Source organism: Amycolatopsis sp. NPDC114505 (assembly GCF_055633615.1).
The window spans coordinates 3,216,694-3,233,566 of record NZ_JBVKDV010000001.1 but is presented as its reverse complement, the minus strand read 5'-3'; the positions used below and the strand labels follow the sequence as shown (position 1 = coordinate 3,233,566).

The following is a 16,873-nucleotide window of genomic DNA, read 5'->3' as shown; positions in this document are numbered from 1 at the left end:
GACGGCTCATTGCTTGACGCTCCCCGCGCTCAGCCCCGATTGCCAGAACCGTTGCATGAACAGGAAAGCGATGACGAGGGGGATGATGGTGAGCAGCGACCCGGTGAGCACCAGGTTGAAGATCGGCTGGGCGCCGGCGCCGTTCGCCTGCGCGCTCCACTGGTTGAGCCCGACGGTCAGCGGGTACCACTTCGGCTCGCTGAGCATGATCAGCGGCAGGAAGTAGTTGTTCCACGTCTGCACCATCGTGAACAGCGCGACCGTGACGATCCCGGGGGCGAGCTGGCGCAGCGTCACGGTGAAGAAGATCCGGAGCTCCCCCGCGCCGTCGATCCGCGCCGCCTCCATCAGCTCGTCCGGGATGGCGTCGGCGGCGTAGACCCAGATCAGGTAGAGCCCGAACGGGCTGATCAGCGACGGGATGATGACCGACAGCGGCGTGTTCGTCAGCCCGAGCTTGCTGAACATCAGGAACGTCGGCACGGCGAGCGCCGTCGCGGGAACGGCCACGGCGCCGAGGACGATCGCGAACACCGCCCGGCGGCCGGGGAAGCGGTACTTGGCCAGGCCGTAGCCCGCCGCCGTGGCGAGGATCGTCGCGCCGCCGGCGCCGACCACGACGTAGAGCAGGGTGTTCCCCAGCCAGCGGAAGAAGATCCCGTTGTTGTAGGTGAACGTCTGCCCGATGTTGTCGAAGAGGGCGAACGGGCCGCCGAAGGACAGGCCCGACGTCGAGAACAGCGCGGTCTGGGTCTTGGACGCGTTGATCAGCAGCCACACCAGCGGGATCAGGGTGTAGACCAGGTACAGCGCCATGACGGCCGTGAGCGTGCGCGACTTGCGCGGCCGCGTCACCGAGAGCGTGGCCACGTCACATCCCCTTCCGGGAGCCGCGCAGCTGCACGACGTAGGCGATGACCGCGGTGATCACGCCCATCACGATCGCGACGGTGGCGGAGTAGTTGTACTGCTGACCGGCGAAGGAGAGGTTGTAGGCGTACATGTTCGGCGTGTAGAAGGTGCCGATCACGTTCGGCACCAGGTTGCGCATGATGTTCGGCTCGTTGAACAGCTGGAAGCTGCCGATGATCGAGAAGATCGTCGCGATCACGATGGCGCCGCGGATCGCGGGGAGCTTGACCGACCGGATCACCCGGAACGTGCCGGCGCCGTCGATCGCGGCCGCCTCGAACAGCTCCGTGGGGATCACCTTCAGCGCGGAGTAGAAGATCAGCATGTTGTAGCCGACGAACTCCCAGGTGACGACATTGCCGATCGAGGTGAGCAGCCAGTTCTGCGACAGCGGCTTGATCGAGTCGGTGCCGAGCAGGTGGTTGAGGTCCGCGGCGAGTCCGAAGTGGTCGCCGTAGATGAAGCCCCACATCAGCGTGGCGACGACGGCGGGCACCGCGTACGGCAGGAAGATCACGATCCGGAAGAACCCGGCGGCATGCAGCCGGGCGCTGTCGATCGCCAGCGCGGCGACCAGCGCGAGCAGCAGCATGATCGGCACCTGCACGGCGAGGAACACCAGGACCCGCTGGAAGGACTCCCAGAACTTCGGGTCGCCGAGCACCTGCGCGTAGTTGTCGGCGCCGACGAACACCGTGCCACCGAAGAAGGCCTGGTCGCGGAAGAGGCTGAGCACGAACGCGTAGACGACGGGCGCGATGAACGTCAGCGCGAACACCAGCATGAAGGGGGCGACGAAGAGCCAACCTCGCCAGTTCCGCCGCGGCCGGCGGGCCGGCGTCGCCGGCCGGGCCGGTGCCGGGACGGGCGGAGCTGCTGTGGACGTCATCGTCTTCTCCGCATGTTTACGTCAACATGGACCGGTCGGAGGGTAACGTGTTGACGTAAACATGTCCAGGACACCCTCTGAGGAGTACTTGTGCCGGCTGCAGCCCCGCGTCGAGGACCGTCGATGGCGGACGTGGCCCGCGAGGCGGGCGTGTCCGGCCAGACGGTCTCGCGCGTCGCGAACGGCAAGACCAATGTGGACGACGCCACCCGCGAGCGCGTCCTCGCGGCGATGCGCCGGATCGGCTACCGCCCGAACAGCGCGGCGAGGGCGTTGCGCAACGGCAAGTTCCGCAGCATCGGCGTGATCATCTCGGCGCTGCCGACGTTCGGCAACAGCCGCACGCTCGACGCCATCGCGGCGGCGGTCGTCCCGGAGGGGTTCTCGATCATCCTGATGCCGGTGACGCGTCCGACGCAGGGCGAGGTGGCGGGGGCGTTCAGCAAGCTGAACGAGCAGGCCGTCGACGGCGTGATCATCCTGATCGAGCAGCACCAGCTCGACCAGAGCGAAATCGAGCTGCCGCACGGGCTACCGGTGGTGGTGATCGATTCGAGCGCGCGGTACGACTACCCGGTGGTCGACACGGACCAGGCCGACGGCGCGGCGACGGCGACCCGCCACCTGCTTTCGCTGGGGCACGCCACGGTGTGGCACATCGCGGGCCCACCCCAGTCGTATTCGGCCGAGCGCCGCCGCAAGTCATGGCGCGCGACATTGGAGCTGGCGGGCGCGTTCGTCCCCCCGGTCTTCGTCGGCGACTGGTCACCGGCGTCGGGCTACGAGGCGGGGCTGACGCTGGCCGCGGACCCGTCGGTGACCGCGGTGTTCGTGGCGAACGACCAGATGGCATTGGGGTTGTTGCGAGCGTTGCACGAGACGGGACGTCGCGTGCCGGCCGAGGTGAGCGTGGTCGGGTTCGACGACATGGAGGAGTCGGCGTGCTTCTGGCCCCCGCTGACGACGATCCGCCAGTCGTTCGAGGCGGTCGGCCACCACGCGGTTTCGGCGTTGCTGGCGGAGATCGAGACGGGCGCGGAGGCGGGCGAGCCGGTGACGGTGCCGACGGAGCTGGTGGTCCGGTCGAGCACGGCACCCCCACCGGTGTGACGTTCTGGAGCGGAACTGCCGGTGCTCGCCGTTCTCCGACGAGCAGGCGATGGTCGAGGGGGAACCGTCCACCGGTATCGGTCCGGGATCGCGTAGCAACGGCAATGGCCGACCGCCGGCGACGTTGGCCGGTCCCGGGCAGGCCGGGGACGCACCGATGTTTCCGCACCTGTTGCGGCATCTGCACGTCGCCCGGCAAGGGTGTGGCCGGGCGTGTACCCGCGGCGGCCAGTGATCACCTGGACCAAACTGTCGGTGCCCACCGCTAGCGTGGAAGACGGGGGGCGCCGCCCCGCCCGGAATGTTCTCGTTTGAGCGCGCGGAACCGCGGGAATTACTGGCCACCAAGCCGGGTCCCCCGGCACCGCGAACGTCGCAGTGGTGTGGACCATTTGGCCCTACCGCAGCAGAAACGAGGCGTCATGCTCGCCATTCTCGCCGCCGTGCTCTTCGGGCTCGCCCTCCTGATGGAGCTGGCCGGGTTCGGCCTCGGCCCGATCATCACCACCAGCACGCTCACCACCGCCGGGCTGCTGTGCGTCGCCCTGCACCTGGCCGGCGTCGCGACCGACCGTTCGCGGTTCAGCCGGCGGCGGCGCCGCTGACGTCCGCCGCGCGCCGCAGCACCTGGGTGAACACCTCGGGCGACTGGGCGCCGGCGACGCCGAACCGCTGGTCGATCACGAAGAACGGCACCCCGGTCGCGCCGAGCGCCCGCGCCTGTTCGCCGTCCGCCGCGACTTCGGTTTCGTAGGCGTCCGACTCGAGCACCGCGCGGACCTCGGCGGCGTCGAGCCCGGCTTCGGCGGCCAGCTCCACCAGCGAGTCGCGGTCGAACAGCGACCGCCGCTCGGTGAAGTGCGCGCGGTAGAACCGGTCGACGACGGCGTCGGCCAGCCCGCGCTCGCGGGCGAGGTGCACGAGGCGGTGGCCGTCGACGGTGTTTCCCATGTGGACACCGTCGAGGTGGTACTCGAGACCGTCGGCGGCCGCGCGCTGCTCCATCTGCGCTTCCATGGCGTCGGCTTCTTCGAGCGTCCGGCCGTACTTTTCGGACAGCACCTCGCGCGTCGGCCGCGACGTCCCGCGCGGGAACGACGGGTCGAGCTGGAACGAGTGGTGCACGACCTCGACGTCGGCCCCGAGCTCGGCGACGGCCTGCTCGAAGCGGCGCTTGCCGAGATAGCACCAGGGACAGATGAGATCGGACCAGATGTCTACGCGCACACCACCACGCTAACCACGCGGCGGCACGCACTTCAAAGTAACCGTCCTCGACCTGCGGCTAGGGTGGGCGGGTGACCGTCTCGACCGACGACATCGTCCGCCACGCGGCACGGCTGCTGTTCACCGGAACCCGCCTCGACCTCGGCCGCATGGCGACGGAGCTCGGAATCTCCCGCACGACGTTCTTCCGCCGCGTCGGCAACCGCGAAGACCTGATGGGCGCGGGCCTGCGGCTGCTGTCCGACCGGACGTGGCAGCGCGCACTGGACAGCTGGCGTTCGCAGCACGGCGACGCGGTCCGCACTCCCGAGGGCCGGCTGCGGTGCCTGTGGGTGATGGAGGAGTACCGGCGCGAGGTCGCGGGCAACGACGGGATGACCAAGCTGTTCGAGACGGAGTCCACGGTGGCGCTGAGGGTCCTGACGGACCCCCGCGGCGCGGTCCAGCCGGCCCTGGTCGACGCGCACGTGGAGCTGTTCCGCGAGGACGCATCGGTCGCGGGGCTGACGCCGCTGGTGGGGTTGCCGGATCTGGCGTTCGCGGTGGTGCGGCTGGGCGAGTCGTTCCTGTATTCGGACGTGCTGGCGGCGCGGACGGTGGATCTGAAGGTCGCGACGACGCTGCTGGACACGTTGGTGGGCGGAGCATTGGAGCCGGCCGCGGCCCGCTGACACGGCGCTGGTACGGGAGTTGCCGCGGGTTGGCGCGAACGCGGTGCACGCAAGCGCGGGTTGGGCGCGGGCCAGCTTCCGCGCGCGCTCACGCCGCGGCTGCCGAGCCACCACCAGCCGAGGCTGCTCGGGCGACCGGTCCCAGCCAGACCACCCCGCCCCGACGCGACGTGAACGCCCCCTCACCTCGCCTGACGACACGAACGAAGCCCGCCCGGATCACTGAGCAAGCGCACAGTCGGTCAACTACTCACCCGTTCGGGTGTTGTGGAACATTTCGTTCAAGTGTTTCATAACACCACGGGAAAGCGGTTACCCCGCGTCCCGCACGCGGCACCTCCTTCGTTGCCGTGCAACGGTTCCATTGATCCGCCCGCCTGTGTCCGGGCGCGCTTTCGCCTGCCCGGGGAAAGAGAGCGATCCATGTCCGTACTCACCAGCCCGCCGACGTCGTCTGGCCTGGGTGAGACAGTTTCACACCGCCGTCGGGGGTTTCGTGCCAAGGCGGCCGGGGTTGTCCTGGCCGCGCTCGCGCTGACCGCCGGCTTCGCCGCTCCGGCGCCCGCCGCCGCCAACCCCTACGAACGTGGCCCCGATCCGACCACCGCCAGCATCGAGGCCTCGCGCGGCAGCTTCGCCACCAGCACCGCGACCGTCTCGCGGCTGTCCGTCTCCGGCTTCGGCGGCGGCACCATCTACTACCCGACCAGCACGACCGCCGGCACCTTCGGGGCCATCTCGATCGCGCCCGGGTTCACCGCGCTCCAGTCGAGCATCGCCTGGCTGGGCCCGCGGCTCGCGTCGCAGGGCTTCGTCGTCTTCACGATCGACACCCTGACCACCAGCGACCAGCCCGACAGCCGCGGCCGGCAGCTGCTGGCCTCGCTCGACTACCTCACCCAGCAAAGCAGCGTCCGCTCCCGGATCGACAGCAGCCGGCTCGGTGTGGTCGGGCACTCGATGGGCGGGGGCGGCACGCTCGAAGCCGCGCGCTCGCGGCCGTCGCTGCAGGCCGCGATCCCGCTCACCGGCTGGAACCTGACGAAGAACTGGGGAGGAGTCCGCGTGCCGACGCTCGTCGTCGGGGCGCAGTCGGACACCGTCGCCCCGGTGGCCTCGCACTCGATCCCCTTCTACACCAGCCTTCCGTCCTCTTTGGACAAGGCGTACCTCGAACTGCGCGGCGCCAGCCACTTCGCCCCGAACTCGTCGAACACGACGATCGCGAAGTACACCCTCTCCTGGCTCAAGCGGTTCATCGACGACGACACCCGCTACGAACAGTTCCTCTGCCCGATCCCCGGCACCAGCCTGTCCATTTCGGACTACCGCGGGAACTGCCCGCACAACGGCTGACCGGTCAGCCGGGCACGCCGAGGGTGACGACCACCTTTCCCTTGGCGTGCCCGGCTTCCTGGTACGCGATCGCGGCGCGCAGGTCGTCGAACGGGTAGCTCCGGTCCACGACCGGCGTGACCGCGCCGCGCTCGGCGAACGCGGCCAGCTCCCCCAGCACCGCCGCCTTGTCCCGGCACGCGACCGCGTCGGCGAGCACGACCCGCCTTCGGGCGAACGGGCCCGAGGCCAGCGCAGCGAAAACGTGCCCGGCGGGCTGCAGCCAGCGTCCGGCCGGGCCGCCGACGGCGACGAACGTGCCACCCCGCTCCAGCACCCGGCGGCAGGCGAACACGGATCGGCCGCCGGCGACGTCCAGCACGAAGTCGTAGCGGCGCCCGCTGCGGGTGAAGTCCGCCGAGCGGTAGTCGACGACGTGCTCCGCACCGAGCGAACGGACCAGCTCGGCGTTGGCCGCGCCGCAGACGGCGTCGACCCGCGCCCCGAGCGCCCGCGCCAGCTGCACCGCGAAGGTGCCGACGCCGCCGGAAGCGCCGTTGACCAGCACCCGGTGCCCGGCCTCCACCCCGCGCAAGGAGACCAGCGCGGTCATCGCGGCCATCGGCATCGTCGCCGCCTGCTCGTGGGACAGGTTCGCCGGCATCGGCGCCAGCAGCTCTTCGGACACGCAGACGTATTCGGCGTGGGCACCCCTCGGCAGCAGCGCGTAGACGTCGTCGCCGGGGGCGAACTTCGCACCCCGCGTCTCGACCCGGCCGGCCAGGTCGCAGCCGAGGACGCCGACCGGCGGACGGCGCAGGCCGAAGCCGCCGGTCATCAGGCGCGCCATGCGGGGCTCGCCTCTCATGAAGTGCCAGTCGTACGGGTTGACCGAAGTGGCGTGCACCCGGACGAGCACTTCACCGTCGCCAGGCACGGGGTCGGGTACGTCTTCCCAGCTCAGACTGTCCGGTGAGCCGTACGCACGCTGGACGAGGGCCTTCATCGCGTCTCCCTTACGTTGTAAGTCTTACGTCGTAAGGTAGCTCCGGAGTGGCCGCCGGGTCAAGGAGGCCTTACGTTGTACGATCTTGGGCGTGACGACCGACGCGCGGATCCCCCTCAGCCGCGAGCGCGTGCTGCACGCGGCGGTCGCGCTCGCCGACGAACACGGCCTGCGCGCGCTGACGATGCGCCGGCTCGCCGACGAGCTCGGCGCCGAGGCGATGTCGCTCTACTACCACGTGGCCAAGAAGGAAGACGTGCTCGACGGGATCGTCGACGTCGTGGCGCAGGAGATCAACGAGACCGTCGCGCGCCTGGAGGCCGGTCCGGACTGGCGGCAGACGACCCGGCGGCGCATCCTCGCCGCCCGCCAGGTGTTCCTCCGCCACCGCTGGGCGCCGGCGCTGTTCGAGACGCGGTCGTCGACGAGCCTCGAGGTGCTGAAGTACTACGACGCGCTGGTCGGCGTGATGCGCGACGGCGGGTTCTCCCACGACCGCATCCACCACGCGCTGCACGCCCTCGGCAGCCGGGCGCTCGGGTTCAGCCAGGAGCTGTTCGACCCGAGCGCGGGCGCGTCGGCGGAGGTCCCGCCGGAGCTGGCCGCACAGCTGCCGAACCTGGTCGGGATGCTGAGCGAGATCGCCCACGACGACCCCGACTCGACGCTGGGGTGGTGCGACGACCAGGCGGAGTTCGAGTTCGGCCTGGACCTCATCCTCGGCGGCTTGGACCTGCTGCGAGGGCGGTAGTCCACCAGGTGGGACACCCTCCCTCGCAAGGGAAGAATCGGCAGGGTGTCGCGACCACTGCGGAAGCTCGGCTTCCTGACCATCGGCCTGTTCGACCCCGCCGATCCGCGGCGGGGGCACGAGTCGACCCTCGGGATCATCGAGCTCGGGGAACAGCTCGGGTTCGACAGCGCCTGGGTGCGGCACCGGCACCTGCAGCACGGCATCTCGTCGCCGGTCGCCGTGCTCGCCGCCGCGTCGCAGCGGACCAGCCGGATCGACCTCGGCACCGCCGTCATCCCGCTCGGCTGGGAGAACCCGCTGCGGCTGGCCGAAGACCTGGCCACCGTCGACCTGCTCTCCGGCGGCCGGCTCAACCCGGGGATCAGCGTCGGCCCGCCGATGCGCTACGACGAGGTCAAGCACGCCCTCTACCCCGACACCGCCGACGCCGAAGACTTCTCCTACGACCGCGTGCGACGGCTGCTGGACTTCGTGCGCGGCAAGCCGGCGACCGGCTTCAGCGGCACCGAAGGCTTCGAGGTCTTCTCCGACCGCGTCCAGCCGCAGGCACCCGGGCTCGGCGACCGCCTGTGGTACGGCGGCGCGAGCCTGCGTTCCGCGGAGTGGGCCGGCCAGCACGCGATGAACTTCCTGACCAGCAGCGTGGTCAAGGCCGACGGCGAGAGCGCGGACTTCGCCGAAATCCAACTGTCGCACATCCGGGCGTTCCGCGAGCACCACCCGGCCGGCGCGGCGGCCCGCGTCTCGCAGGGGCTGGTCGTCGTCCCGACCGACACCGCCACGCCGGAGCAGCGCGCGAAATACGAGGCCTACGCGGCGAAACGGCTTCCCCGCACCGCCGAACCGCAAGGCCCGGCACGGATGTTGTTCTCCCCCGACTTCGTCGGCACCTCGGCCGAGATCGCCGACCGGCTGCACGAGCACGCGGCGTTCCGCGAGGTCGACGAGGTGGCTTTCGCCCTGCCGTTCACCTTCGAACACGAAGATTACGTGCAGATCCTCACCGACATCGCGGAACGGCTCGGCCCGGCGCTCGGCCGGCGGTCCTGACTACTTGTTGGTGCCGGGGGTCAGCACCTTGTCGATCACGAAGACCGTGGCGTTCTTCGTGGGGATGTTGCCGCACAGGATCTTCGCGCCGTTGACGGTCATGTTCTCGCCCGAGCCCTCGATCTTCAGCTGACCGCCGGCGGCGTTCAGCGAGTCGAGCATGCCGGCCGACTCGAGACCCTTGGCGTCGTACCGCTTGCCGACGACGTGGTACTGCAGGATCGGCGACAGCTCGGCGGGCTTGCCCGCCAGCTCGGCGAACTTCGCGTCGCCCAGCGCGGCGAACGCCGGGTCGGCCGGCGCGAACACGGTGATCGCCGGGGCGCTGTTGAGCGTGTCGACCAGGTTGGTGGCCTTGACCGCCGCGACCAGCTTGGTCAGCAGCGGGTTCGTCGACGCCGCCGACGCGACCGGCTGCGGGCCCATCGAGTCGAGCGAACCGGGCGCCGAGCCCTGCGGCAGCTGCGAACAGGCCGGGCCGAAGACGTCGGCGTTGGTGGTCACGCCGTCACCGGCGGCCGCGCTGGACGACGGGGCAGCCATCGACGAAGAAGGCGCCGGGGCGGGGGCACTGCTGGAGCTCCCGGAGGAAGCGGTGTCGCTGCCGCTGCACGCGGTCAGCGAAAGGGCGGCCACGGCGGCGAAACCGATACCGGCGACACGAAGCTTGGTCACGAAAATCACTCCAATAACGCGGCTGTGTACTACTTCTTGCGGTTTATTCGGGGCTGTACGGGAAACGGATTGGCATCCGATCGGGTGATTCATTTTTGGTGCTAGGTCAGGGAAATCCGGGTGACCGACGGGGTCGTCGGGCCGGCCGAACCACCCGTGGGCTCGACGGTGATCCCGATCCGATCGGTGCCCGGCGGGAGATCGGACATCAGCATCCGCGGCTCCAGGAGACCCGCCGAATGCGCTTCACCGGCGCGGATGAGCCACACCTGGTAGACGTGGCCGGCGTCGAGCGCGGGCAGGTCCGAGGCGAGCAGCACCGCCTGGTTCCGGCTGCGCGAGACGACCAGGGTCGCGTGCCCCTCGCCGATCCCCTGGATGGCCGTGGCATCGGGCGCGGACAACACCGAGTCGACCGGCGCCGTCGGCGCGGACGTCGTGACGACGCCGACCCCGACCGCGACGACGGCGGCCGCGGCGGCCCCGAACAGGGCGACGCGCAGCCCGAAACCCTTGCGCCGCCCGGGTTCGGCTCGCGGCGCCGGAACCCTCGGCGGCAGCTGCCGGGTGCCGGCCACACCGGCGAGCACCAGCGCCTTCAGCTCCGGCGGCGGCCCGACGGCCTCGGCCACGCCGAGCCAGGCCCCGGTCGCCCGGAGCTCGGCCACCTCCTGGCGGCACGCGGCGCACTCCCCGAGGTGCCGTTCGAACCCGGCACGCTCCACATCGGACACGGCGTCCAGCGCGTAGGCCCCGGTCAGCGTGTGCAGCTCGGCGGTCATCGATCCACCCCCAAGCAGTCGCGCAACCGGATCAGGCCGTCCCGGATGCGGGTTTTCACGGTCCCGGGCGCCACCTTCAGCACCTCGGCGACCTCGGGATAGGTGTAGCCGTTGTAGTACGCCAGCACGATCGACTCGCGCTGGAGATCGGTGAGCTGGGCCAGGCACTGCCGCACGCGCTGCTGGTCGAGCGTGGCCAAAGTGGACTCGGTGACCTCGTCGAACGGCCGCCGCACGTCCATCCGGCCCGCCCGCTCCTCGCGGTCGAGCACGGCCTGGTGCGAGCGCACGCGGTCCACGGCCCGGCGGTGGGCGATCGTCAGCACCCACGACAGCGCGCTGCCGCGTTCCGGGACGTACCTCGTGGCCTTGCGCCACACCTCCACCAGCACCTCCTGCGCGACTTCCTCGGCCTGGGCGTGGTTGCGCAGCACGCGCGTCACCAGCCCGAGCACCGGCCCGGCGATGAGGTCGTACAACGCGGCGAAGGCCGGTTCATCCCCCGCCGCGACGCGCCGAAGCAGTTCCTCGGCGCTCGCCGCGGGCACCGGCGCCTCGTCCGGTTGCAGCCGTAGCCGCCCACGCTCACCCATGCCCGGCACCCTCCACCTCACCCTGGTTATGCGAGGCGTTCGCGGCCGGAGGGCGTCGCGGACTGGTGTGGGGTGGCGGTTCCCACCCGGACGGTGCAACTCCGGCGCCGGGACCCATCCGGGGGCTCGGTGGTTCCGAAGGCTTTGCGTCGGGGTGTGGGTGGTGGGCCGGCTGGCGCTCCGGGGGCGTAGCGGCTCAAATGCCGTAGTGACGCCAGTCGCGCATCGGGTCCGAAGGTGTAGTCACTTCAGTCATGCATCGGGTCCAAAGGTGCAGTCGCTCCAGCCGCGCATCGGCCCAAACGCGGAGTCGCTTCAGTCCCGCAGCGACGCCAAAGGTGTAGTCGCTCCACCCGCGCATCGGCCCCGAACGCGAAGTCGCCACAATCCCGCACCGACTCCAAAGATGTAGTGACTCCACTTGTGCAGCGACTCCAGCCGCGCACCGAGCGCAGTGCTGTAACGACGTCGAAGGTGTAGCGACTCCACCTATGCGCCGGCTCCGCGACGGCAGCTCACTCTGCGTGGGCACCTTGCCCGTTCGGCCACGCCGACGGTGACCTCGGACACTTCTTGATCACCCCAGAGTGTGAAAGTTTTTCGGAACGCTGGGCGTTGAACTCACTATGGGTTATCCCTGGAACAAGACGAAGTTAACCGACGAGTAGCAAAGGCGGTCCCCATGGCCGACCCGCACAGCGTGACCAGTGCCAGCTTCGACTTCGCCCTGCGCACCTTCGGGGCGGCGCCGCGGCCGGTGCCGGCCGAGCTGGAGTACGACACCCGTGACCCCTACGCGGTCGCCGTGGTGCTGCACGCCGGGCCCGCGGCCGTCCGGTGGCTCTTCGGGCGCGACCTCCTCGCCGACGGCCTGCTGGCCCGCTGCGGCGACGGGGACGTGCGCGTCGGGCCCGCCGGCGATCCGGCCCTGGTCGTCGTGGAGCTGAACTCCCCCGACGGCGCCGCCGTGCTCGAAGCGCCCGCGAAGGAGATCGCCGCCTTCCTCGACCGGACCTACGACGTCATCCCCGTCGGGGACGAGTCCGGCTGGTTCGACTTCGACGAGGAACTCGAGAAGCTCTCCTACCAAGACTGAGCACCGGCCAGCACTGAGTACCGTCGCGCGGTGAGCTTCTTCCTGACGACAGTGCTCGCCGCGCTCGAGGACGGCGGTGACCGGCCGCTCTTCCACCACGAAAGCGGCGTCACGACCTACCACCAGGCCCGGGACCGGCTGCACCGCCTGCACACCGGGACGAACGGCACCGTCGCCGTCGACCTGCGCAACCGGCCCGAGACGCTGCTCGTTCAGCTCGCCGCCCTCCTGCGGGGCGCGACCGTGCTCATGGTCCCGGCGTCGGCGCCGATGCAGGACCGGCTCGCCGCGGCGCGGGGCACCACGGTCGTCACCGATCGCCCGCACGACTGGCCCGACGGTGACATCCGCACCCTCGACGACCTCGACGGCGAACCCGCGCCGCCGAACCCGCCCGAGACCGTCCACCTCCTCTTCCCCACCGGTGGCACCACGGGCACCCCGAAGCTCATCCGCCACAGCGGCATCTACGACGGCATGGCCCACATCTTCACGCCGAGCCCGGACGGCCCCGGCCGCACCCTGCTCGTCGCGCCCATGACGCACATGACCGGCAACGCCACCGTCCTCGGCGCCCTCCTGCGCCGCGACACCGTGGTCCTCCAGGACGGTTTCGACGCGGGCGCGGTCCTCGGCGCGATCCAGGAGCACCGCATCGACACGCTCTCCCTGACGCCGCCGCGGCTGGCCGCCGTCCTCGACCACCCCGCGCGCGAAAGCACCGATCTCAGCAGCGTCCGGTCGCTCTCCCTCGGCGCCGCGCCGCTGCCGCCGCACCGGTTCGCCCAGGCCCTCGACGTCTTCGGGCCGGTCGTCGGCCAGGGTTACGGCCTCACCGAAGCCCCGATGATCGCGAGCATCTCCGCCGCCGAGCTGGCCGGCCACCCGGAGCGGCTGGGCTCGGTCGGCCGGATCGTGCCCGGCATGGAAGCCCGGATCACCGAGGACGGCGAGGTCGAGGTCCGCGGACTGTCCATGATGGACGGTTACCTCGGCAGCCCGCCCGTCGGCGTCGGCTGGCTGCGGACCGGCGACCTCGGCCGCTTCGACGACGACGGTTACCTCTACCTCCTCGACCGCGCCGACGACGTCGTCGTGGTCGGTGAGCACGGCACGAAGGTCCCCACGACCGTCGTCGAACACGCGCTGGAGACGCACCCGGCGGTGCGGAGCGCGGCCGTGTTCGGCCAGGGCGGCCTGTTGCGCGCCGTGGTCGTCACCATGGGCGAAGTGACCGAAGACGACCTGAAAACCCACGCGCGAGACGCCTTCGGCCAGGAGCACTACGTCCCGGCGAAGGTGGACTTCGTCGACGCACTGCCCCTCACCGCCGTCGGCAAGGTCGACAAACGCGCGCTCGCTCAGCTCGTGACGGCGCCGTAGGACGACGACCGGACCAGCTTCGCGTACTTCCCGAGCACGCCCTCCGGGAACTTGTTCGGCAGCGGCTCCCAGCCCTCGCGGCGACGCGCCAGCTCGGCGGTGTCCAGCAGCAGGTCGATGCTGCGGCCCTTGATGTCGACGGCGATCCGGTCGCCGTCGCGGACGAACGCGATCGGCCCGCCGTCGACCGCTTCGGGCGCGACGTGGCCGATGCACAGGCCGGTGGTGCCGCCGGAGAAGCGCCCGTCGGTCAGCAGGAGGACGTCGCGGCCCAGCCCGGCGCCCTTGATCGCCGCGGTGATCGCGAGCATCTCGCGCATGCCCGGCCCGCCCTTGGGACCTTCGTAGCGGATGACGACGACGTCCCCGGCCGCGATCCGGCCTTCGTTGAGCGCCGCCATCGCCTCCTGCTCGCGCTCGAAGACCCGCGCCGGGCCTTCGAAGTTGGCGGTGTCGAAGCCCGCGGACTTCACGACGGCGCCTTCGGGGGCGAGCGAACCGCGCAGGATGGTGATGCCGCCGGTCGGGTGCAGCGGGTTGTCGAGGGTGCGCAGGACCTCGCCGTCGATCGGGTCGGGGTTCAGCTCGGCGAGGTTCTCGGCGACGGTCCGGCCGGTGACGGTCAGCGCGTCACCGTGGATCAGACCTTCGTCCAGGAGCGCCTTCATCAGCACCGGGATGCCGCCGTGGCGGTCGATGTCGTTCATGACGTACTTGCCGAAGGGCTTGAGGTCGCCGAGGTGCGGGACGCGGTCGCCGACGCGGTTGAAGTCGTCGAGGGTCAGCTCGACCTTCGCCTCGTGCGCGATGGCCAGCAGGTGCAGCACGGCGTTGGTGGAGCCGCCGAGCGCCATGATGACGGTGATCGCGTTCTCGAACGCCTCGCGCGTGAGGATGTCCCGCGCGGTGATGCCCTTTTCGAGCAGCCCCACCACGGCTTCACCCGAAAGGTGCGCGTAGTGGTCGCGACGGCGGTCCGCGGACGGCGGCGCGGCCGACCCCGGCATGCTCATCCCCATGGCCTCGGCCGCCGACGCCATCGTGTTCGCCGTGTACATGCCGCCGCAGGCGCCCTCACCGGGGCAGATGGCGCGTTCGATCCGGTCGAGGTCGTCGGTCTTGAGCCGGCCCGCCCGGCACGCGCCGACGGCCTCGAAGGCGTCGATGAGCGTGACGTCCTTCTCGGTGCCGTCGGTGAGCTTCACCCAGCCGGGGGCGATCGTGCCGGCGTAGAGGAACACCGAGGCCAGGTCGAGGCGCGCCGCCGCCATCAGCATGCCCGGCAGCGACTTGTCGCAGCCGGCCAGCAGCACCGAGCCGTCGAGCCGCTCGGCCTGCATGACCGTCTCGACGGAGTCGGCGATGACCTCCCGCGACACCAGCGAGAAGTGCATCCCGTCGTGGCCCATGGAGATGCCGTCGGACACCGAGATCGTGCCGAACTGCAGCGGGTAGCCACCGGCCGCGTGGACGCCTTCCTTCGACGCCTGCGCGAGCCGGTCGAGGGAGAGGTTGCACGGCGTGATCTCGTTCCACGAACTGGCGACGCCGATGATCGGCTTGCGCCAGTCGCCGTCGCCCATCCCGACGGCGCGGAGCATGCCGCGCGCGGGCGCGGCCTCGATCCCGTCGGTCACCGTGCGGCTGCGGGGTTTCGGATCGATCGTCATCGCGGGGCCCTCCGGTACGACGTTCGGACGCACTGCATGCTACCCGCGTCCGCGCGGTCCGCTGGCCGGAACGAATCCCTTCCCGGACCCGGGCGAACCGGCGAAAACTCGGCGAAATGATCGCCACGGTGGTGTGGGGCACGGGCAACGTCGGCCGTGCGGCAATCCGGGCCGTCGACGCCCATCCGGCGCTGGAGCTCAGCGCGGTGCTCGTCCACGACCCGGCCAAGGTCGGCAAGGACGCGGGCGCGCTGGCGGGCGTCGGAGACCTCGGGGTCGCCGCGACCGACGACGTCGACGCCGTGCTGGCCGCGGGTCCGCGAGCCGTCGCCTACGCCGCGTCGGGGGACGTCCGGTTCGACGACGCGCTCGCCGACATCGTCCGCGCGGTCGGGACGGGCGCGGTCGTCGTGACGCCGGCCCTCTACCCGCTCTACGACCAGCGCAACGCGCCCCCGGAACTGCGGGACCCGGTGCTCGCGGCGATCAAGGAGGGCGGCGGCTCGCTGTTCGTCTCCGGCGTCGACCCCGGCTGGGGCAACGACGTGCTGCCGCTGCTGATCAGCGGGCTCGGCACGGACGTCGACGTCATCCGCTGCCAGGAGATCTTCGACTACTCGACCTACGAACAGCCCGACTCCGTCCGGTACCTGGTCGGCATGGGCCAGCCGATGGACTACGACCCGCCGATGCTGATGACCGGCGTCCCGTCCATGGTCTGGGGCGGGCAGGTCCGGCTGATCGCGCGCGGCCTCGGCGTCGAGGTGGACGAGCTGCGCGAGACGCTGCAACGGCGTCCCCTCGAGGAGACGATCTCCACGCGGACCATGGGTGACTTCGAGAAGGGCACCCAAGGCGCGGTGCGGTTCGAGGTCCAGGGCATCGTCGACGGCGAACCGCGGATCGTCATCGAGCACGTGACGCGCATCCACCCGTCGTGCGCGCCGGACTGGCCCACGCCACCCAGCGGCGACGGCGCCCACCGCGTGATCATCGAAGGCCGGCCCCGCATCGAGGTCAGCGTCGAGGCGAGCGACGAGGGCGAAAACCGTTCGGCGGGCGGCAACGCGACCGCCGTCGGCCGGCTCGTCGGCGCGATCGACTGGCTGGCCGAGGCGGAACCCGGCCTGTACGACGCACTCGACGTCCCGCTGCGCCCGGCAGCCGGCAAGCTCGGAAGGAGGCGCTCGTGAACATCGACATCCCCGAGGGCAAGGACCCGATCGGGTACGTCTGGGGCGAGCTGGTGCCCGGCATCGGCATCGCCGCGTCGCAGTTCTCGCTGGCGGTCTACGCGCACACGACGCTGGGCCTGCGGGAGTTCGAGGCCGCGCGGCTGCGGATCGCCCAGATCAACGGGTGCATCTTCTGTCTGGACTGGCGGACCGAACGCGACGGCGTGAAGGTCGAGCCGGAGTTCGCGGACGCGGTCACCGAATGGCGCACGACGGAGCTCTTCGACGAGCGGACGCGCCTGGCGGCCGAGTACGCCGAGCGGTACACGCTGGACCACCACAACCTGGACGACGAGTTCTGGAAGCGGATGGCCGAGCACTACACGCAGCAGGAGATCGTCGAGCTGAGCATGAGCCTCGGCGCCTGGCTGGCGTTCGGCCGGCTGAACCACGTCCTGGGCATCGACACCGTCTGCGTGCTGCCGTCCCACCAGTCGTGAGTGAGAAACAGTGTTAGAACACTGTTTCTCACTCACGACCGGCCG

General features: G+C 70.6%; 18 protein-coding genes. 10 read left to right on the top strand and 8 right to left on the bottom strand.

Annotated features, from left to right (window positions below; translation table 11 throughout):
- Positions 1-6 precede the first annotated feature (6 nt).
- Together ACZ7OU_RS16065 and ACZ7OU_RS16060 are read right to left on the bottom strand one after the other, a co-directional pair.
- Positions 7-870 carry a carbohydrate ABC transporter permease gene (locus tag ACZ7OU_RS16065; protein ID WP_470241179.1) on the bottom strand — a complete coding sequence of 288 codons (864 nt, stop codon included), beginning with the start codon at positions 868-870 and terminating at the stop codon, positions 7-9.
- Between the two features lies 1 nt (position 871).
- Positions 872-1,801, bottom strand: coding sequence for a carbohydrate ABC transporter permease (locus ACZ7OU_RS16060; protein WP_470255558.1), 930 nt, complete (start codon positions 1,799-1,801; stop codon positions 872-874).
- A 123-nt stretch (positions 1,802-1,924) separates the two neighbouring features.
- Between ACZ7OU_RS16060 and ACZ7OU_RS16055 the strand changes: the two genes are divergently transcribed.
- Together ACZ7OU_RS16055 and ACZ7OU_RS16050 are read left to right on the top strand one after the other, a co-directional pair.
- Positions 1,925-2,911, top strand: coding sequence for a LacI family DNA-binding transcriptional regulator (locus ACZ7OU_RS16055; protein WP_470255557.1), 987 nt, complete (start codon positions 1,925-1,927; stop codon positions 2,909-2,911).
- Positions 2,912-3,333: 422 nt separating this feature from the next.
- Positions 3,334-3,516 carry a hypothetical protein gene (locus tag ACZ7OU_RS16050; protein ID WP_465288484.1) on the top strand — a complete coding sequence of 61 codons (183 nt, stop codon included), beginning with the start codon at positions 3,334-3,336 and terminating at the stop codon, positions 3,514-3,516.
- Here ACZ7OU_RS16050 and ACZ7OU_RS16045 read toward each other — a convergent pair.
- Positions 3,494-4,138, bottom strand: a complete 645-nt coding sequence (locus ACZ7OU_RS16045; protein ID WP_470255556.1) for a DsbA family oxidoreductase — start codon at positions 4,136-4,138, stop codon at positions 3,494-3,496. The genes ACZ7OU_RS16050 and ACZ7OU_RS16045 overlap by 23 nt on opposite strands.
- 71 nt (positions 4,139-4,209) lie before the next feature.
- On the opposite strand from ACZ7OU_RS16045, the gene ACZ7OU_RS16040 reads away from it, so the two are divergent.
- Both ACZ7OU_RS16040 and bdeA read left to right on the top strand, forming a co-directional pair.
- Complete coding sequence (locus ACZ7OU_RS16040; RefSeq protein WP_470255555.1) at positions 4,210-4,809, top strand: QsdR family transcriptional regulator; 600 nt, start codon at positions 4,210-4,212, stop codon at positions 4,807-4,809.
- 423 nt (positions 4,810-5,232) lie between these two features.
- Positions 5,233-6,165 carry a bis(hydroxyethyl) terephthalate hydrolase gene (gene bdeA / locus ACZ7OU_RS16035; RefSeq protein ID WP_470255554.1) on the top strand — a complete coding sequence of 311 codons (933 nt, stop codon included), beginning with the start codon at positions 5,233-5,235 and terminating at the stop codon, positions 6,163-6,165.
- Positions 6,166-6,169: 4 nt separating this feature from the next.
- Here the strand turns inward: bdeA and ACZ7OU_RS16030 are convergent, their stop codons facing one another.
- Positions 6,170-7,150 carry an NAD(P)-dependent alcohol dehydrogenase gene (locus ACZ7OU_RS16030; RefSeq protein ID WP_470255553.1) on the bottom strand — a complete coding sequence of 327 codons (981 nt, stop codon included), beginning with the start codon at positions 7,148-7,150 and terminating at the stop codon, positions 6,170-6,172.
- A 91-nt stretch (positions 7,151-7,241) separates the two neighbouring features.
- Between ACZ7OU_RS16030 and ACZ7OU_RS16025 the strand changes: the two genes are divergently transcribed.
- The gene (locus tag ACZ7OU_RS16025; RefSeq protein WP_470255552.1) at positions 7,242-7,901 is read left to right on the top strand and encodes a TetR/AcrR family transcriptional regulator; all 660 of its coding nucleotides are present in this window, start codon (positions 7,242-7,244) and stop codon (positions 7,899-7,901) included.
- A 45-nt stretch (positions 7,902-7,946) separates the two neighbouring features.
- The gene (locus tag ACZ7OU_RS16020; protein ID WP_470255551.1) at positions 7,947-8,954 is read left to right on the top strand and encodes an LLM class flavin-dependent oxidoreductase; all 1,008 of its coding nucleotides are present in this window, start codon (positions 7,947-7,949) and stop codon (positions 8,952-8,954) included.
- On the opposite strand, the gene ACZ7OU_RS16015 is transcribed toward ACZ7OU_RS16020, so the two are convergent.
- From ACZ7OU_RS16015 to sigK, 3 genes are all read right to left on the bottom strand, one after another.
- Complete coding sequence (locus ACZ7OU_RS16015) at positions 8,955-9,629, bottom strand: fasciclin domain-containing protein (RefSeq protein WP_470241187.1); 675 nt, start codon at positions 9,627-9,629, stop codon at positions 8,955-8,957. It abuts the gene before it with no gap.
- Positions 9,630-9,730: 101 nt separating this feature from the next.
- A complete protein-coding gene (locus ACZ7OU_RS16010; RefSeq protein ID WP_470255550.1) occupies positions 9,731-10,411 on the bottom strand; it encodes an anti-sigma factor in 681 nt (226 codons plus the stop codon).
- A complete protein-coding gene (gene sigK, locus ACZ7OU_RS16005) occupies positions 10,408-11,004 on the bottom strand; it encodes an ECF RNA polymerase sigma factor SigK (RefSeq protein WP_470241189.1) in 597 nt (198 codons plus the stop codon). Before sigK ends, ACZ7OU_RS16010 begins: the two co-directional genes overlap by 4 nt.
- A 682-nt stretch (positions 11,005-11,686) precedes the next feature.
- On the opposite strand from sigK, the gene ACZ7OU_RS16000 reads away from it, so the two are divergent.
- Together ACZ7OU_RS16000 and ACZ7OU_RS15995 are read left to right on the top strand one after the other, a co-directional pair.
- A complete protein-coding gene (locus ACZ7OU_RS16000; RefSeq protein WP_470241190.1) occupies positions 11,687-12,100 on the top strand; it encodes an SsgA family sporulation/cell division regulator in 414 nt (137 codons plus the stop codon).
- Between the two features lie 30 nt (positions 12,101-12,130).
- Positions 12,131-13,483: a class I adenylate-forming enzyme family protein gene (locus tag ACZ7OU_RS15995; RefSeq protein WP_470255549.1), complete on the top strand. Its 1,353-nt coding sequence runs from the start codon at positions 12,131-12,133 to the stop codon at positions 13,481-13,483.
- Here the strand turns inward: ACZ7OU_RS15995 and ilvD are convergent.
- Positions 13,462-15,153, bottom strand: coding sequence for a dihydroxy-acid dehydratase (ilvD, locus tag ACZ7OU_RS15990; protein WP_470255548.1), 1,692 nt, complete (start codon positions 15,151-15,153; stop codon positions 13,462-13,464). The two genes, ACZ7OU_RS15995 and ilvD, sit on opposite strands and share 22 nt — an antisense overlap.
- 116 nt (positions 15,154-15,269) lie before the next feature.
- Between ilvD and ACZ7OU_RS15985 the strand changes: the two genes are divergently transcribed.
- Both ACZ7OU_RS15985 and ACZ7OU_RS15980 read left to right on the top strand, forming a co-directional pair.
- The gene (locus ACZ7OU_RS15985) at positions 15,270-16,346 is read left to right on the top strand and encodes an NAD(P)H-dependent amine dehydrogenase family protein (protein ID WP_470255547.1); all 1,077 of its coding nucleotides are present in this window, start codon (positions 15,270-15,272) and stop codon (positions 16,344-16,346) included.
- Positions 16,343-16,828 carry a carboxymuconolactone decarboxylase family protein gene (locus ACZ7OU_RS15980; protein WP_470255546.1) on the top strand — a complete coding sequence of 162 codons (486 nt, stop codon included), beginning with the start codon at positions 16,343-16,345 and terminating at the stop codon, positions 16,826-16,828. The genes ACZ7OU_RS15985 and ACZ7OU_RS15980 overlap by 4 nt, the downstream gene beginning before the upstream one ends.
- Positions 16,829-16,873: the final 45 nt, after the last annotated feature.

What these genes read in the sequence shown, in the direction of transcription:
- ilvD (WP_470255548.1), bottom strand. Translation starts at nt 15,153, where the DNA reads ATGACGATCGATCCGAAACCCCGCAGCCGCACGGTGACCGACGGGATC.
- ACZ7OU_RS15985 (WP_470255547.1), top strand. Translation starts at nt 15,270, where the DNA reads ATGATCGCCACGGTGGTGTGGGGCACGGGCAACGTCGGCCGTGCGGCA.
- ACZ7OU_RS16055 (WP_470255557.1), top strand. Translation starts at nt 1,925, where the DNA reads ATGGCGGACGTGGCCCGCGAGGCGGGCGTGTCCGGCCAGACGGTCTCG.
- bdeA (WP_470255554.1), top strand. Translation starts at nt 5,233, where the DNA reads ATGTCCGTACTCACCAGCCCGCCGACGTCGTCTGGCCTGGGTGAGACA.
- ACZ7OU_RS16010 (WP_470255550.1), bottom strand. Translation starts at nt 10,411, where the DNA reads ATGACCGCCGAGCTGCACACGCTGACCGGGGCCTACGCGCTGGACGCC.
- ACZ7OU_RS16050 (WP_465288484.1), top strand. Translation starts at nt 3,334, where the DNA reads ATGCTCGCCATTCTCGCCGCCGTGCTCTTCGGGCTCGCCCTCCTGATG.
- ACZ7OU_RS16000 (WP_470241190.1), top strand. Translation starts at nt 11,687, where the DNA reads ATGGCCGACCCGCACAGCGTGACCAGTGCCAGCTTCGACTTCGCCCTG.
- ACZ7OU_RS16030 (WP_470255553.1), bottom strand. Translation starts at nt 7,150, where the DNA reads ATGAAGGCCCTCGTCCAGCGTGCGTACGGCTCACCGGACAGTCTGAGC.
- ACZ7OU_RS16060 (WP_470255558.1), bottom strand. Translation starts at nt 1,801, where the DNA reads ATGACGTCCACAGCAGCTCCGCCCGTCCCGGCACCGGCCCGGCCGGCG.
- sigK (WP_470241189.1), bottom strand. Translation starts at nt 11,004, where the DNA reads ATGGGTGAGCGTGGGCGGCTACGGCTGCAACCGGACGAGGCGCCGGTG.